The sequence below is a fragment of the Archangium gephyra genome, from assembly GCF_042230915.1.
Classification (GTDB): domain Bacteria; phylum Myxococcota; class Myxococcia; order Myxococcales; family Myxococcaceae; genus Archangium; species Archangium gephyra_B.
Map to the genome: position 1 here is coordinate 3,200,225 of NZ_CP102578.1, position 15,272 is coordinate 3,215,496.

Annotated in this window: 11 protein-coding genes; 8 read left to right on the forward strand and 3 right to left on the reverse strand. The window is 71.2% G+C overall.

The genetic code is table 11. From position 1 onward, the window contains the following. Positions 1 to 25 precede the first annotated feature (25 nt). Both NR798_RS12855 and NR798_RS12860 read left to right on the forward strand, forming a co-directional pair. Positions 26 to 736 carry a glycosyltransferase family 2 protein gene (locus tag NR798_RS12855; RefSeq protein ID WP_375771748.1) on the forward strand — a complete coding sequence of 237 codons (711 nt, stop codon included), beginning with the start codon at positions 26 to 28 and terminating at the stop codon, positions 734 to 736. A 10-nt stretch (positions 737 to 746) separates the two neighbouring features. Then, the gene (locus tag NR798_RS12860) at positions 747 to 1,691 is read left to right on the forward strand and encodes a polysaccharide deacetylase family protein (RefSeq protein WP_375771749.1); all 945 of its coding nucleotides are present in this window, start codon (positions 747 to 749) and stop codon (positions 1,689 to 1,691) included. A gap of 95 nt (positions 1,692 to 1,786) precedes the next feature. Here the strand turns inward: NR798_RS12860 and NR798_RS12865 are convergent, their stop codons facing one another. Next, on the reverse strand, positions 1,787 to 4,753 hold the full coding sequence (locus NR798_RS12865; protein ID WP_375771750.1) for a tetratricopeptide repeat protein: 2,967 nt from the start codon (positions 4,751 to 4,753) through the stop codon (positions 1,787 to 1,789). Between the two features lie 323 nt (positions 4,754 to 5,076). Here NR798_RS12865 and NR798_RS12870 point away from each other — a divergent pair, with 323 nt between their 5' ends. The 3 genes from NR798_RS12870 to NR798_RS12880 all read left to right on the forward strand — a co-directional run bounded on the left by NR798_RS12870 (position 5,077) and on the right by NR798_RS12880 (position 8,143). After that, positions 5,077 to 5,241, forward strand: a complete 165-nt coding sequence (locus tag NR798_RS12870; protein WP_375771751.1) for a hypothetical protein — start codon at positions 5,077 to 5,079, stop codon at positions 5,239 to 5,241. Between the two features lie 598 nt (positions 5,242 to 5,839). Beyond that, positions 5,840 to 7,399 carry a Tox-REase-5 domain-containing protein gene (locus tag NR798_RS12875; protein ID WP_375771752.1) on the forward strand — a complete coding sequence of 520 codons (1,560 nt, stop codon included), beginning with the start codon at positions 5,840 to 5,842 and terminating at the stop codon, positions 7,397 to 7,399. Between the two features lie 12 nt (positions 7,400 to 7,411). Beyond that, on the forward strand, positions 7,412 to 8,143 hold the full coding sequence (locus NR798_RS12880) for an immunity 52 family protein (protein ID WP_375771753.1): 732 nt from the start codon (positions 7,412 to 7,414) through the stop codon (positions 8,141 to 8,143). 153 nt (positions 8,144 to 8,296) lie between these two features. Here NR798_RS12880 and NR798_RS12885 read toward each other — a convergent pair whose 3' ends face one another. Continuing rightward, the gene (locus NR798_RS12885) at positions 8,297 to 8,968 is read right to left on the reverse strand and encodes a DUF4142 domain-containing protein (protein WP_375771754.1); all 672 of its coding nucleotides are present in this window, start codon (positions 8,966 to 8,968) and stop codon (positions 8,297 to 8,299) included. A 216-nt stretch (positions 8,969 to 9,184) separates the two neighbouring features. Between NR798_RS12885 and NR798_RS12890 the strand changes: the two genes are divergently transcribed. Next, the gene (locus NR798_RS12890; RefSeq protein ID WP_375771755.1) at positions 9,185 to 10,039 is read left to right on the forward strand and encodes a lysophospholipid acyltransferase family protein; all 855 of its coding nucleotides are present in this window, start codon (positions 9,185 to 9,187) and stop codon (positions 10,037 to 10,039) included. A 19-nt stretch (positions 10,040 to 10,058) separates the two neighbouring features. After that, the gene (locus NR798_RS12895) at positions 10,059 to 11,003 is read left to right on the forward strand and encodes an SDR family oxidoreductase (RefSeq protein ID WP_375771756.1); all 945 of its coding nucleotides are present in this window, start codon (positions 10,059 to 10,061) and stop codon (positions 11,001 to 11,003) included. Between the two features lie 323 nt (positions 11,004 to 11,326). Here NR798_RS12895 and NR798_RS12900 read toward each other — a convergent pair whose 3' ends face one another. Further along, complete coding sequence (locus tag NR798_RS12900) at positions 11,327 to 11,653, reverse strand: hypothetical protein (RefSeq protein ID WP_375771757.1); 327 nt, start codon at positions 11,651 to 11,653, stop codon at positions 11,327 to 11,329. 164 nt (positions 11,654 to 11,817) lie between these two features. Here NR798_RS12900 and NR798_RS12905 point away from each other — a divergent pair, with 164 nt between their 5' ends. Next, the gene (locus tag NR798_RS12905) at positions 11,818 to 15,258 is read left to right on the forward strand and encodes a tetratricopeptide repeat protein (RefSeq protein ID WP_375771758.1); all 3,441 of its coding nucleotides are present in this window, start codon (positions 11,818 to 11,820) and stop codon (positions 15,256 to 15,258) included. Positions 15,259 to 15,272: the final 14 nt, after the last annotated feature.

A 15,272-nucleotide genomic window follows, 5' to 3' on the forward strand; every position in this document is an offset into this window, starting at 1 on the left:
GGCATGCTAGGTCGCACGTCCGCCCATGGCCCCGTACCTCTCCATCGTCATTCCCGTCTACAACGAGGCGTCCATCGTCGCCTCGGCCGCGGCTGAGCTCTCGCAGGGGTTGGACGCGCGTGGGTGGGACTACGAGATCATCTTCGCGGAGAACGGCTCGCGAGACGCCACGCCCCAGATTCTCGAGGACCTGTGCGCGAAGAACCCGCGGCTGCGCTGGTTCCACTCGGAGCGGCCCAACTATGGGGTGGCGCTGAAGGCGGGCATCGAGAAGGCCCGCGGCACCTATGTGTTCTGCGACGAGATCGACCTGTGCGACCTGAGCTTCTACGACGCCGCGCTGCCGGTGCTGGAGAAGGATGGGGCGGACATGGTGGTGGGCTCGAAGGCGGCCAAGGGGGCGAGTGATCAGCGGCCCCTGGTGCGGCGCGTGGCCACGCGGGTGCACAACAAGCTGCTGCGGGTGGCGCTGGGCTTCCAGGGCACGGACACGCACGGGCTGAAGGCCTTCCGGCGCGAGGCGCTGATGCCGGTGGTGGCCAAGTGCGTGGTGGACATGGACGTGTTCGCCAGCGAGTTCGTCATCCGCGCCTGGCGCGAGGGGCTGCGGGTGGTGGAGATCCCCATCCAGCTCCACGAGAAGCGCCAGCCCTCCATCCACCTCTTCAAGCGCGTGCCCAACGTGCTGAGGAACGTGGGGAAGCTGGTCTACGTCATCCGCATCCGCGGCACCTGAGGAGGCGCGGGTGGCGCGACGGCTCGCATCCATCTCCGTCGACCTGGACTCGCTGCCGCACTACTGCCGCATCCACGGCCTGCCCGAGTCGCTGCTGGACGCACGGGCGCGGGGGCTCGTCTACACCACGGCGGTGCCCCGGCTGAGGCAGTTGCTGGCGTCGGTGGGCGTGCCGGGGACGTTCTTCGCCATCGGCGAGGACGTGGCGGCGGACGCGGGGGCCGCGGAGGCCCTGCGCTCGGCGCACCAGGCGGGCGTGGAGGTGGCGAGCCACAGCTTCTCGCACGACTACGCGCTGACGCGGCGCGCGCCCGAGAGCATCCGCGAGGACCTGCGGCGCGCGGACGAGGTGCTCGAGGCCGCCACGGGCGTGCGTCCGGTGGGCTTCCGCGCGCCGGGCTACACGCTCAACGCCGCCCTGTACGCGGCGACGGTGGAGCGCGGCTACCGCTACGGCTCCTCCGCCTTTCCGGCCGTCCCGTACTACACGGCCAAGGCGGCGGTGATGGGCTCGCTGGCCCTGCTGGGACGCCCCTCGCGCGCGGTGCTGGACTCGCCCCGGGTGCTGCTCGCGCCCCGTACGCCGTACCGGCCAGACCCGGCTCGGCCCTACCAGCGGGGCTCGGGGGCCGTGCTGGAGCTGCCGATGGCGGTGACGCCCGGCGTGCGCTTCCCCTTCATCGGCACGTTCGCCCTCACGCTGCCCCTGCCGGCCGTCCGCGCCGCGTACCGCTCCCTCCAGGGCGACACCTTCTTCAACCTCGAGCTGCACGCGGCGGACGTGCTGGACGAACAGGACGGCATTCCGCCCGAGCTGGTGCGCCAGCAGCGGGACCTGCGGGTGCCCGCCACGCACAAGCTGGAACGGTTGAGGACCCTCTTCGGCTGGTTGAAGTCCGACTACGACGTGGTGACGCTGCGCGACGCGGCCTCGCACCTCGCCCTCACCGTCTGAGCCCCTCGAGGGAAGTGGCCGGAGATATCCCCTCTCCCGGAGGGCGAGGGGAAATGGGCGCGGTTCTCAGCGCATATGTCCAGGGGGCCCCGCGCTCAGGGGATGGGTTCCGCCACGGTCGTCCGCTCGCTCTTCTTCCGGGTGCCTCCCGGGCGCGTTCGCTCCAACGTCCGGGCCAGGGTGTCACGAGACTCCGCCACCAGGGGATGCCCGGGCCCGAGCGCCTTCTCTCGCAGGGCCAGCGCCCGCTCGTGCATCGCCCGCGCCTCCTCGTGCTTCCCCAGCTCCCGGAGCACGTTGCCCAGGCCGTTGAGCGACACGGCGATGTCCGGGTGCCCGGCCTCCAGGGCCTTCTGCTGGATGGCCAGCGCGCGCACGTGCTGCGCCCGGGCCTCCGGGTGCTTCTTCATGAGCCGCAGCACCTCGCCCAGGTCGTTGAGCGTGCTGGCCACGTCGGGATGGTCCGCTCCCAGCACCTTCTCGCGCAGGGCCAGCGCGCGCTCGAGGCGCCGCCGCGCCTCCTCGTACCGGCCCAGCCCCCGGAGCGCGCTGCCCATGTTGTTGAGGGTGTTGGCGATGTCGGGATGGTCCGGCTTCAGCACCTTCTCCCGGAGGGCCAGTGCGCTCTCGAGCTCCCGCAGCGCTTCCTCGTGCCGGCCCAGGGCATCGAGTGCGACGGCCAGGTTGTTGCGCGAGATGGCCACGTCGGGATGCTCCAGCCCCAGGGCATTCTTGCGGATGGCCAGCGCGTGCTCGTACAGATCCCGGGCCTCGTCGTGCTTGCCCAGCTGCCCGAGCGCCGTGCCCAGGTTGCTGTAGGAGTTGGCGACGAGCGGGTTGTCCGGCCCCAGCGTCTTGCGCCGGAGGGTCAGCGCCTGCTCGTACGCGGCCCGCGCCTCCTCGTACTTCCCCAGCGCCCCGAGCGCGACGCCCAGGTTGTTGTACGCGGAGATCACCTTCGGGTGCTCGGGGCCCAGCACCTTCTTGCGGAGCTCCAGCACGCGCTCGTACCGGGACCGGGCCTCGTCGTAGCGGCCCATCTCCTGGAAGGCGATGGCCTGGTCGTTGAGCGAGTCCGCGCGCGTCTCGTCGTCATCCGCGACCTCCACGGCCGACTCCATGGCCAGCGTCAGCCCCTGGGCCTCCTGGTAGCGCGCCTGCCTCCACCCCACCTCCCGGAAGAGCAGCGTCCAGGCCTTGGCGACCATCACCAGATCCTTGCTCTTCGCGGCCACGGCGATGGCCCGCCGCGCCAGGGCCTCGGCGTCGGCGTACTCCCCGTCCTGGTCCTTCATCGAGGCGACCTCGTACAGGGTCTGCGCCACGAGCGGCCCGTAGCCCACCTGCTCCACCCGCGGCAGCAGCGCCTCGCCGGGTGCCAGCGCCTCCCGGTACCGGCCCGCCATGCGCAGCGTCGCCAGCCGGTCCACCTGCGGCAGCAGCGTCTCCACCGTGGCGCGCACCGCCGGGTCCTCCGGCAGCGGCACCGTGGCCGTCAGCGCCTTGGCATCCACGCAGGTGCTCAGCGCCGGCAGCGACTGCACCACCTGCACGGCCTTGGACAGGTTGTCCCGGTCGGAGCCGCGGGCGAACAACTCCGTCAGCTCCCTCAGCTGGCTGCGGCGCCGCTCCAGGCAGTCCACCTTCAGCACGTCGAGCTTCCCGGGCGAGGGCACTCGCATGGCCTCGCAGGCCTCGGTCCGCATCCGCACCCAGGTGCCCGCGTAGCCGTCGAGCAGCGAGGACGTGCGCGTGAAGGTGTCCTGCGCATACGGCAACCGGGTGCCCAGGAAGGCCCGCTTCATCCGCGCCTTCACCGTCTCGTCCCACGTGCCGGTGAGCCTGCGCTCCATGCTGGCGCACCCCGGCTCCTGCTCCGTATGCAGCAGCGCGCTCCACAGCGTCAGTCCCGCCAGGCCCGTCACCAGGGCCATCAGCGCCACCTTGCGCCGCCGCGTCCGCCGCCGCGCATCGAGGTCCACCTCCAGCGCCATCACCAGCTGCTGCATGGACGCGGGGCGCTGGGCGGGGTCCGCCCGCAGCCCCTGCACGAGCGTGCGCTCCACCCAGGCGGGCACGTCCGAGGTGGCGGGAGGGGGCTTCACCCGGCCCTCGAGCTGGGCCTGGGTGGACTCGGCCTGGTTGGCGCCGGAGAAGGGGTGTTGCCGGTAGAGGGCCTCGTAGAGGGCCACGCAGAAGGCGAACAGATCGCTGCGCGCATCGGCCGGCCCGGCCCGTAGCAGCTCGGGCGCCATGTAGCGGGGCGTGCCCAGCAGCGTGCCTTGCAGGGTGAGGGGGCTGTCCAGGGCGCCCGGCGGCAGGGGCAGGGGCGTGTTCGAGGGGGCTTCCGGGGTGGAGCCGGCGCGCGCCAGCCCGAAGTCCGTCACCCGCACCCGCCCGTCCTTGCCCACCAGGACGTTCTCGGGCTTGAAGTCCCGGTGGACGAGGCCCGCCTCGTGCGCGGCGGCCAGCCCGCGCCCCGCCTCCAGGTACACGTCCAACGTCTCCCGCCAGGTGCGCGGGGCTTGCTCGCTCCAGCGCCGCAGCGTCTGCCCCTCCACCATCTCCATGGCGATGAAGATGGCGCCGTCCTCGAGGGTGCCCACGTCGTAGATGGCCACCACGTTGGGGTGCGAGAGGCGCGCCATGGCCTGGGCCTCGCGCAGCATGCGCGTCTCCAGGTCGTGCTGGGACAGGCCCGGGTCCCAATCCCGGCGCAGCAGCTTGAGGGCCACGCGCCGGTCCAGCCGCGAGTCATAGGCGGCCACCACCTCGCCCATGCCGCCCTGGCCGAGCCGGTTGAGCACGGTGTAGCGCTCGGCCAGCGTGTGGCCCGGCGCCGTGGAGACGGGTCCGCTCCGCCGGGGCTCGGAAGCGGCCCCTTCCCGGGCGAACAGCGGCGTGGCGAAGCTGCGCACCTGGGTAGCGGCCTCTCCCAGCGCATCCGCCGCGTACAGGAGCGTCTGCGCCGGCGGGGCGGCTTGGGAGCGCACCACCGTGGCGTCCGCCTCCGGGCTACCGGTGCCCGAGTCCCCTTTCGCCCGTGGGCCCTCCTCGCTCATGTGCGTGCCTCCCCGGGAGTGACTGTTGCCAATGGGACAGTCATAGCCTGAACGTGGGGAGGTGGAGTAGCGGCTCTCCACTACGGCCCGCTCATCCTCCAGGGGAAAGACGCGCGCGCGGTGCACGCCAGAAAACGGGCGCCGACCCGGTCCAGGTGTAGACGTCTACACCTGGGGTAGGGCTTTGGCCTACATGTCCAGGTGTAGATGTCTACACCTGAGCCGCCTGATTCTTGGACGGTATGCCCAACGCGTGAACCCGTCCAAAACCCGCGCCGTCCGTAAGTCCACGAAACATAACCGCGCTCGCGGATCCGGGCCCCATGCTCATCGACGTGCCGCAGGATGACGAGTCGGTGGTGAAGAGGCCCTTCGCCGAGTGCGGCGTGGATGAAGTGGAGCGCGCCGCGCGAGCGAAGCGGGCCATCCAGGATGGCATGGACGCCGAGCCCACCCTCGCGATGCCGCAGAAGCACGCCACCGCGTGAAGTGAAGTCACCGGGCGGGGAGGGACGTCAGTCAGCCTGACAAGGCTGTTCGCGCCGAGTAGTGCTGCGCTCTCCAGGTTACATCGGGCCTCCACCTGTTAACCCCAGGCGGCGGGTCCCCGACACCCGGCCGCTGGAGCCGGTCATGCAACAAACCCATGTCGTCGGTAGCGCTGGGTTTCACGGGGCCGTGGGCGCTCCGGCCCTTGGCGTGGGGAGCTGAGCCACCAGGAGGGGGGCGTCAGGAGAGTGCCCGAAGCCCCCCCCCATAGGGTTGTGAGACCAGTGGCCTATCTTTCAGGGAGGTTGAGCCTGGAGAAAGGCCCCGGTCATGACGAAGGAGTTCCAGAATCCTGGAGCGGCGGAGGGCGGCGGCAGGCGGTTCGAGGCTCCGAGGATTTCGCGCGGCTGCCCCCGGTGGGGCGCGGGGGTGTTGGCGCTGGTGCTGCTCGGAGTGCAGGCGGCATGCGCGACCGGCTACCCCATGGGGGGCACACGGGCGGGCGCCGCTCGACACCGGGGCAGGGCTCCGCCAGAAGCACGAAGCTCACGAGAAGGGGAGCACCCGGGTGGGGCCTGGCTGGTGGCCGCCACGGGGGTGGACGCCGCCAGCGAGGGCCGGGTGCCCGCCGGGGCCGGGGAGGAGGGGTTCGACGACCCGGGCGTCAATCGGGGACAGGGGGTGGAGGGTCTCCAGGCCCGTGCGCGGACCCGGCTCGAGGCCAGGGGGGCTGGCGCGGGGGACGAGGCGGAGGACTGGGAAGGGGAGGGCGTGGGCGGGCCGGATGGGGTGGGCGACGGCCGCTCCTACAAAGTGCCCTTCAGTGTGGACTACTTCCAGGGCTTCCTCGTGCGGGCGGGAGTTCCCGTCACCGCGCTGCCGGGTGACGGGCGCACGCTGAGCCCACCGCGGGCGATGGAGCTGCTGCCCTACCTGCTGTCCACGCCGGTGACGTTGGGCAACTTCGGGTTGCGGCGCATGGCGGTGCACTTGCTGCTGGAGGTGGCCACGGGCGGGCAGGTGGTGACGCGCGAGGATCTGCACGCGCGCATGCGGCGCTTCTGGCGGCTGCTGGTGCTGCGCCCGGACGGCTACCTGGTGAAGCCCGGCACGGGCGAGGCCGTGCAGAAGGCGGGCGAGGTGGTGCTGGCCGAGGACGGCACCCTGCGCGCGGGGCGCTTCGAGGTGGGCCCCTTCTACGCCATTGACGGCGGGCGCCTCTTCCCGGTGGACCAGACGCTCGCGGTGCCTCGAGGCGCCGGGCCGGCGGGCATCTACGCGCCGGACGACAACGCCGGGCTCGCGGTGGCCGAGGGCGCCGCGAGGGCCGTGGTGGACATGGTGGAGGGCCTCTACCGGCTCATCTTCCACACGGGGGAGACGCTGGAAGGGCTGACGCAGCTGCCCGGGGCCGTGCGCGCCATGTACGAGAACGCGCCGCACCTGTGGGAGGAGTTCCGCCACAAGCCCTATGCGGAGCGGGTGCGGACCGTGTCGCGGCTGGCCACGGGCGCGGTGCTGACGGTGGGCACGGCCGGGGCGGGCACCGCGAAGGTGATGGACTGGGGTGGCAGGCTGGGGCGCCTCTCCGTGCCCCTGCTGTCCGTCACGGGCGATGGCCTGCTGGCGGTGCGTCTGGTGGCCGTGCCGGTGGGCAGTGTGGCCACGGCGGCGTCACCGGCACTGGGGGCCACCTACGTGCTGCACATGGCCAACACGGGCGCGCAGGGCTCGGGGGGTGGGGGCTGGCCTCCGGTAGGCGGTCCCGGGCAGTGGGTGGAGGACACCTCGGCCATGTCCGAGCAGGCCCGGGACTACCAGGCCCAGGTGACGGGCGCTCCCAAGGGCTGGTGCTACAAGATCTGCCGGGATGGGACGTGCGTGGAGTACGACGGCTACGAGCCGAAGACGGGCACCCTGCTGGAAGCCAAGGCGCGCGAGTACGACAAGTGGTTCGACGAGGAACTCGAGGCCCGATGGGGGTACAAGGGGCTGGATAAACTGGTTCGCCAGGCCCGGCGGCAGTTGCAGTTGGCAGGTGGGCTGCCGTTGCGCTGGCACGTCGCGGAGCCGCGGATGGTGGCCATTCTCAGGAAGGCGTTCGATGACGTAGGTCTTCAGTCATTAGACATCGTGTACACCCAACCAGTGCATTGATGGGCACGACGTATGAGTGAAATCTATAAAGCTGGAGCCTACTGGGGACGCCGGCCAGAGTCGGCCGAGGAGTGCGCCCGGCGCGCGGAGACGTTCTTCCGGCTCATGGCCGAGAGCCACCCGAGCTACGCCCGCTGGTATGAGAAGAGTGATTCCGGCCGGAAGTCGCCGCGGCTCGAGTTCAAGCCCACGCAGGAGACCTTCGTGAAGTTCTTCGGACGTAAGGACTCCCGGAACTGGGATGATGGTTTCAACTTCGGCGCCTGGACGGGGCACGAGGCGCAGGACCAGGGCGGCATGGTCATGTTCTGGTGTGGGTCGAAGGCGGAGGTTGCGCCCAACTACCTGCGCCTCTTCTTCCCCAAGGAGGCGCTGGGCCACGAGCGCATGCTGAGTGCACCTGTGCTCACCGGCGTCATGCGCGCCATGGCCGTGGCGTGGGAGCCGGAGTGGGCCCTTGCGACGGCGCAGGGGCTGTGGGACCAGCTCTCCAACGGCAGTCGGCTCGGCTGCTTCGTGGGGTGGATGACGTACTTCTCGCGCGAGCGTGGAGAGGTGCCAGCGCTGCCCGACCCTGTCCGGGTGGAGTCGGTGGGTGACAAGGGCACGCTCGTCATCCTGACGCCGGAGCGGCTCACCCCGAGCAACCCCGTGCATGTGGCGCTCGCGCGGCGCGTGCAACAACTGCTGGAGGAGCGGGGTCTGCTCAAGCCGGTCATCGAGCCGAAGTCCCAGGTGCGCTGAGGTGCACACTCACCGGGGCACTGACGCGGAAAGACGCGCGCGCGGTGCACGCCAGAAAACGGGCGCCGGCCCGGTCCAGGTGTAGACGTCTACACCTGGGGTGGGGTTTTGACCTACATATCCAGGTGTAGATGTCTACACCTGAGCCGCCGCTCAGTCCCCGAGGTAGCCCTTGAGCGTCTCGGCCCGCTGCTGGTGGGTGCTGAGGAGGGGCGCGGTCCTGCTGAGGAACATGGCCAGCGTCGTGTCGTCCCGGTACTCGTCCAGGCCCTCGTCGACGAGCTCCCTGGCCCGGTCCTGGTCGTCCCTCACCTGCTCGAGGAAGGCCTCGTCGAACTCGCGGCCGCTCAGGGCCGACAGCGCGTCCCGCTTCCCGAGGAACTTCAGCACCTGTTTGTCGTACTGCTTGTTGTACTTCTTCTCGCCCTTCTCCATGCCCTTCTTCATGCCCTCGACAGTGCCCTCGGTGCCCGCGCCGCCGATGGCCTGGTCCACGGTGGACAGGTCCACGGTGGACAGCGAGAAGGCCTTTGTCTCGGCGAGCGTCTCCAGGTCGTCCTGGTTGCGCTGGTGGTCGTGGATGAGCTCCCGGGCGAAGCGCCGCACCTCGGGCTCATTGGACTTCTGGAGGGCCAGGTGGCCCAGGGTGATCTGCTCCTGGTTGAGCAGGGAGAGCTGATCCGCGAAACGGACCTTCTGGGCGAAGGCCTCGCCGACCTGCTCGCCCCGATGGCGCGCCTGCTTCGCCTCGTCATGGGCACAGCCCGCGCCCAGGCCCACCGCGGCCAACAGCCCCGCGCTCCACAGCCATCGCCGCATCCGCATGTCCTGGCCCTCCTTGCTCTGGTGGACAAGGCAAAGCTGGGATGCGCGGGGGCGGCCTACAAGCGCTGGGGGCAGGCGGCGCGGCAAGGGCCCGGCACGAGTGTCCAGGGAATTGGCGCCGCGGCTTGCCGGGACGGCAGGACGGGACGGTCCGCGGTGCGCACTCGGGCCTCGTTCCCCTCCCAGCATGGGGAACGATGGTGTAGACACGCCCCCATGCTCGAGCAGCTCTCCGACAAGGTGAAGCAGGAGCTCCGGGAGTGGACGGAGCGCATGGTGGGCCCGGAGCGCAAGGAGCGCCTGCAGGCGCTCGCCCGCACCGGCAATGAGTACGGGGTGGATCCGTTCGGCTTCAACCTCGACTACAGCCTGTCGGCGCTCGCCCCCTTCTTCTGGCTCTACCGCCACTACCACCGCGTGGAGACCTTCGGTATCGAGAAGGTCCCCAAGGGCCGCGTCCTCCTCATCTCCAACCACTCCGGCCAGCTGCCTATGGACGGGGCGATGATCGGCGTGTCCCTGCTGCTCGAGGCGGATCCGCCGCGCGCCATCCGCAGCATGGTGGAGAAGTGGGTGCCCTCGCTGCCCTACGTCTCCACCTTCATGGCTCGGGTGGGGCAGATCGTCGGCACGCCGGAGAACTGCCGCCGCCTGCTGGAGGCCGACGAGGCCATCCTCGTCTTCCCCGAGGGCGTGCGCGGCCTGGGCAAGCTGTGGCCCCAGCGCTACCAGTTGCAGGATTTCGGCCTGGGCTTCATGCGCCTGGCCCTGGAGACGGACACCCCCATCGTCCCCATCGCCGTGGTGGGCGCCGAGGAGCAGTCCCCCGCGCTGGTGGACGTGAAGCCCCTGGCGAAGCTGCTCGGCTTCCCCTCCTTCCCACTCACCGTCACCGGGATGCCCCTGCCCCTGCCCACCAAGTACCGCATCTACTTCGGGGACCCCTTGCGCTTCACCGGCCGCGCAGACGACGAGGACAGCGAGCTGGACAAGAAGGTCCGTACCGTGAAGACCGCCATCCAGGGCATGCTCAACCAGGGACTCAAGGAGCGTCAGGGCGTCTTCTGGTGACGCGCCCGGCACCCTCGCCATGAATCAGGATCCTTCCAAGAGACCGGCCGTCGTCATCACCGGCATCAGCGGCAACCTCGGCCGCGCCCTCGCCAAGGTGCTGCACAAGCACGAGCGCATCATCGGCATCGACCGGCGCCCCTTCGTGGGCCGGCCGAAGGACATCGAGATGCACCAGCTGGACCTGCGCAAGAAGAAGGCGGAGGACGTCTTCCGCAAGAACGACATCCGCGCGGTCATCCACATGGGCATCATGCACGACCCGCGCATGAGCGAGGAGGAGCACCACTCCTTCAACGTGGTGGGCACCACGCGCCTGCTCGAGTACTGCGCCCGCTACCGCGTCCCCAAGGTGGTGGTCCTCTCCTCGGCCAACGTCTACGGCCCCAGCCCGGACAACTCCAACTTCCTCACCGAGGACGCGCCGCTCATGGCGGCCAGCCGTTTCTCGGGCGTGCGCGATCTCATCGAAGTGGACATGCTCGCGCACAGCTTCTTCTGGAAGCACCCCCACATCCAGACGGTCATCCTCCGGCCCGTCCACATCGTGGGGCCCACCATCAAGAACGCGCCCAGCAACTACCTGCGCCTGCGCCGCCCCTGGGTGCTGGCGGGGTTCGATCCCATGGTGCAGCTCATCCACGTGGACGACGTGGCGCGCGCCATGGTGGAGGCCGCCCTGCGCCCCGAGCCCAAGGGCGTCTACAACGTGGTGGGCCCCGGCGAGGTGCCCCTGTCCGCCATCCACCGCGAGCTGGGCCACAGCGCCATCCCCGTGCCGCACCCCGTGGCCCGGCCGCTGCTGGGCCTCCTCTTCAAGTACCGGATCGCCAACTTCCCCCCGCCCGAGCTGGACCACATCCAGTTCCTCTGCAACGTGGATGGCTCGCGCTGGCGCCAGGACGTGGAGTGGACGCCGCGCTTCTCCATGCGCGACACCATCCGCTCCGTCATCGGCGAGTAGGGCAGGGCGGGTAAGGGGTTCTCCTGACGGCGCTGTCAGGGTCCCGAGCCACGGGGCTTCCGAGGGGGTCTGACAGCGATGTCAGGCCCCCTGGCTTTTCCAGTACGGGCTTTTCCCGGGGGCGGGCGTACAACCCCTTGATTTCAGGTGGCTGGCAGGCGGCCGGGGCCCTGGCACCCGCATTGCTCTAGGGACAGGGCACGAAACGCGGTGAGGGCGGGCCCCGAAGTGCCCCTCACCCCGTCACCTTTCTCAGGAGGTTCCATGGGGGAGCCTCCGACGCCCACCGTCTCGGCCGGCCCCGGGACGGTGGGCGGTTTTTTTCAGGGGAGCTCGCCGTCGAAGGGGCCCCCGGACTGCTTCTCCAGCAGCCACTTGCCGTCCCGGTAGATGAACTCGGAGGTGACGGTGTCGCTCTGCTCGGACACCGAGGGCAGGCGCATCCACTTGATGCGGCTGGTGACGATGGCCCGCTCACCTTCCTCCACGACCTCGACCTCTTCGATGTCGTAGTCGGTGATGGACAGGTCCCGCTCGTCCTGCTTCTCGCGGCGGGCCCTCTCGAAATCCTGACGGCGCTCGGGGACGATGAAGCGGGTGGCGATGCGGTAGTCCTTCCAGCGCACGCGCTGGTGGAAACTTTCCACCACGGGGCGAAGCGTCTCCAGGTCGGACTTCTTCTTGGTGTGGGCGCAGCCCCCACTGAGAGCGAAAACGAGCAGGACAGCAAGCAGGCGAATCACCCGGAGGACGCTAGCACCCATTCCAGAGGGGGCGAAACGGAAGAGGCCCCGGTGCTATGGTCGCGGGCCGCATGGCCAAATCGTTGGTGGAGCGCTACGAGCAGCTCCTCGCCCAGGATCCTGCATCATCGGTATTCGTCGAGCTGGCCAAGGCGTTGGTCGCCAAGGGCGAGCACGCCCGCGCCATCGCCGTGTGCGAGCAGGGCATCTCCCACCATCCCAACTCGGTGACGGGGCGGGTGCTGTGGGGCAAGGCCCTCATCCTGATGGGGCGCCCCGCCGAGGCGATGGCGCAGTTCGATCAGGCGGTGTCGATCGACAAGGAAAACCCGCACGCCTACAACCTCATCTCCGAGGTGCTGCTGCAGCGGGGCCTGTACCGCTCGGCGCTGCCCATCCTGCGCAAGGCGCTGGCGCTGCAGCCGAATGATGCGCGCGTGCGCGGGTGGATGGAGCAGGCGCAGGCCGCGCTCGCCGGTGGGCCCGCGCCGGCCTTCGGAGACCTGAACGCGCTCGAGCCCACGGCCGCGGAGGAGTCCGCCGCGCCAGCCGAGGCGGCCCCCGAGGCTCCCGCTGTCCCGGAGCTGAGTCCCGAGGCCGTGACCGTCGAGACGGTGGCGGCACCCGAGGCCCCGGCGTCCACGCCGGCCCCGGAGGCTTCCGCCGAGCCGGTGCTGGAGGGCGTGGAGGCCGCCGCGGAGGAGGCGCCCGTCGAGCTGGCGCTGGAGGCCAGTGACATCGACGGAGGCTCGCCGTCCGAGGCCGCGTCGGCCGAAGCCGCGCCGCCGGAAGTCCCCGAGGAGGCGCTGACCGTCGACGAGGAGCCGCCGGCCGGCCCGGTGGAGGCGCTCGCCAGTCCGGAGGCGCTGGAGACGGCCCCGGTCGAGGCCGCCGCGGACGACGAGGGACTGCTCGCGGACCTACCGCCGCTGGAGCCCGAGCCCGCCGCCGAGGAGCCGGAGCCCGAGGCCCCGGCGCTGCATTCCGTTCCCCCCGCGCAGCCCGGAGCGACGGGCTCCCGGCGTGGATTGCTCGCGGAGCTGCCCGAGGCCACGGGCGCCGCCCCGGTGGTGCCCGCGCCCACCGCTGCTCCGGTGGCCCGGCCCCCCGTGCAGGACGTGGCGGCCCTCACGGCGGCCTACGAGCGCGAGCTGCGCGACAAGCTCCTTCCGAAGGACTCGACCGCCTTCCTCCCGCCCCGCGCGATGAAGGTGGTGGTGGCCGCGGCCGTCCTGGTGCTGCTGTGCGGCGTGTTCCTCGTCGTGCGGGCCAAGCAGGGCGGACAGGCCCTGGCCTCGGCGCTGGATCGCGTCTCCCGGCTGCTGGAGCAGGACACGGAGACGTCCCGGCAGGAGTCGCTCGCGCTGCTCTCCCACGTGGTGAGGCTGGAGGACGACAACAGCCGGGCCTGGGCCCTCTCGGCCTATGCGCACGCCCTGCGGTACGCGGACACGGCTTCCGCCGAGGAGCGGGCCCAGGCGCTCGCCGAGATTGGCCGCCCCGGGGTGCGCGCCGCGCATCCGGTGAGCTCCGCGCTCGTGGACGTGCTGGTGGCCGATGCGCAGGGCCGCGACGCCGCCCACCGGGCCCTGCTGGCCGCGAAGGTGGAGAGCTCCGAGGCACACGCGCTGGCCGGCAGCGTCCTGCTGGAGCAGGGCAAGGAGAAGGAGGCCCTGGAGCGCCTCGAGCGCGCGCTGAAGCTGTCGCCGCGCAACGTGCGCGCCCTGGTGTCGCTCGGCGCCTACTACCGGGACGCGGGCGATGCGGTGAACGCGCTGAAGATGTACACGGCCGCCACGAAGCTGGCCCCCGAGCACCCGGTGGCGCGCCTGGGCGTCGCGGAGAGCCGCCTGGCGCTCGGCCAGGAGCTGCCGCAGGCCCTCTCGGACGTGCAGGGGCTGACGGGCGATGCGCTGCCGGTCTCCCTGCGCGAGCGCCAGCGGCTGGTGCAGGGCCGGTTGATGACGGCCCTGGGCAAGGCCCGCGAGGCGCTGCCGCTGCTGACCGAGGGCACGAAGGGCCCGCTGGCCTACGAGCTCTTCCTGGCGCTCGGCGAGGCGAACCGCGCGGCCGGGGACATGGCCGCCGCGCAGCGGGCCTTCGAGCAGGCCCTGACGCTCAAGCCGAGCAGCGAGGAGGCCGCGGCGGGACTGGGCCGGGCGCTGCTGGACCGGGATCGTGAGCGCGAGGTGCTCTCCCGGGTGGAAGGGGAGGGCCCCGAGGTGGCGCTGGTGCGGGCCGCGGCGTACACGAAGCTGGGCGACTTCAAGCGCGCCCGGGTGGAGCTGGCCCGCACGCGCGTGGAGGACCGCTACCCCGCCGAGGCCATCATCTACCTGGCGCAGGCCGACGCCGCCGAGGGCGAGCGCGACCGGGCCCGGGAGGCGCTGGAGAAGACGCTCGCGGCGACGAAGACGGCCAAGGCCGAGGTGCGCACGGCGCTGGGGCAGCTGCACTGGCAGGACAAGTCCCTGGACAAGGCGAGCACCCTGCTGGAGGCCGCGGTGGCCGAGGGCAAGCGGGACTACGAGGCCTCGTGCGCGCTGGGCCGGCTGCTCATCGCCCGGGGGCTGCCGGACCTGGCGATGAAGCCGCTGACGCAGGCGGTGGAGCGCAACGGCTCGCACGGCGAGGCGCGCGAGGCGCTCGGCCGGGCGCTGCTGGCGCTGGGCCGCACCCCCGAGGCCCTCAAGCAGTTCGAGGAGTGGCAGCTGGACAACCCGGGAGCCGCGGGGGCCCACAAGGGCTTCGCGATGGCCCTCTATTACACCGGGAAGACGAAGGACGCGGAGGCGGCCTCCGGGCGCGCGGTGAAGCTGGTGGCGAACGATCCCGAGGCGCATCGCGTGCGCTCGGATATCCTCTTCGCGCTGGGAGACACGCGGGGGGGCTTCGGCGCCCTGGAGAGCGCCAACAAGCTGGACAGCAAGTCGCCGGAGACCTTCTGCGGCATCGCCCGGGCCTTCCTGCGGCAGGGCCTGGTGGCCAACGCGGGCGCGGCCTACGCGGCGGCGCGGCGCGAGGGGCCGGACACGCCGTGCGGCCGCTCGGGCGAGCACTGGGTGGATGACTCGGGCGGACGGGCCGCGGCGAAGGTGCTGCAGGGGATTGCCGACAAGGCGCCCACCACGTGGGACAAGGCCTTCGCCCAGGCGACCATGGCGCGGGTGCTGCTGGCCGCCGGAGCGGCGAAGGACGCGCGCGCGGCGGCGGACGAGGCGGTGAAGCTGGAGCCCTTCTCCGGACGCAACCACCTGGTGCTGGGACAGGTGGCGCTGAAGCAGCGCGACGAGGCCACGGCGATGAAGGCGCTCAACCGCGCGGTGGAGCTGGAGCCCGTGGATGGACTGGCCTGGCTGGCGCTGGCGGACGCGCTGGTGCGCAACCCCGCCGAGACGGAGCGGGCGGTGCAGGCCTATGGGACGTTCCTGAAGCTCGCGGGGGCGTCGCCGGAGGCGGCCCGGGTGAAGAAGGCCCTCAAGCCGCTCCAGAAGAAGTTGGGAGGCCGGTAGCGTGCAACAGCCCC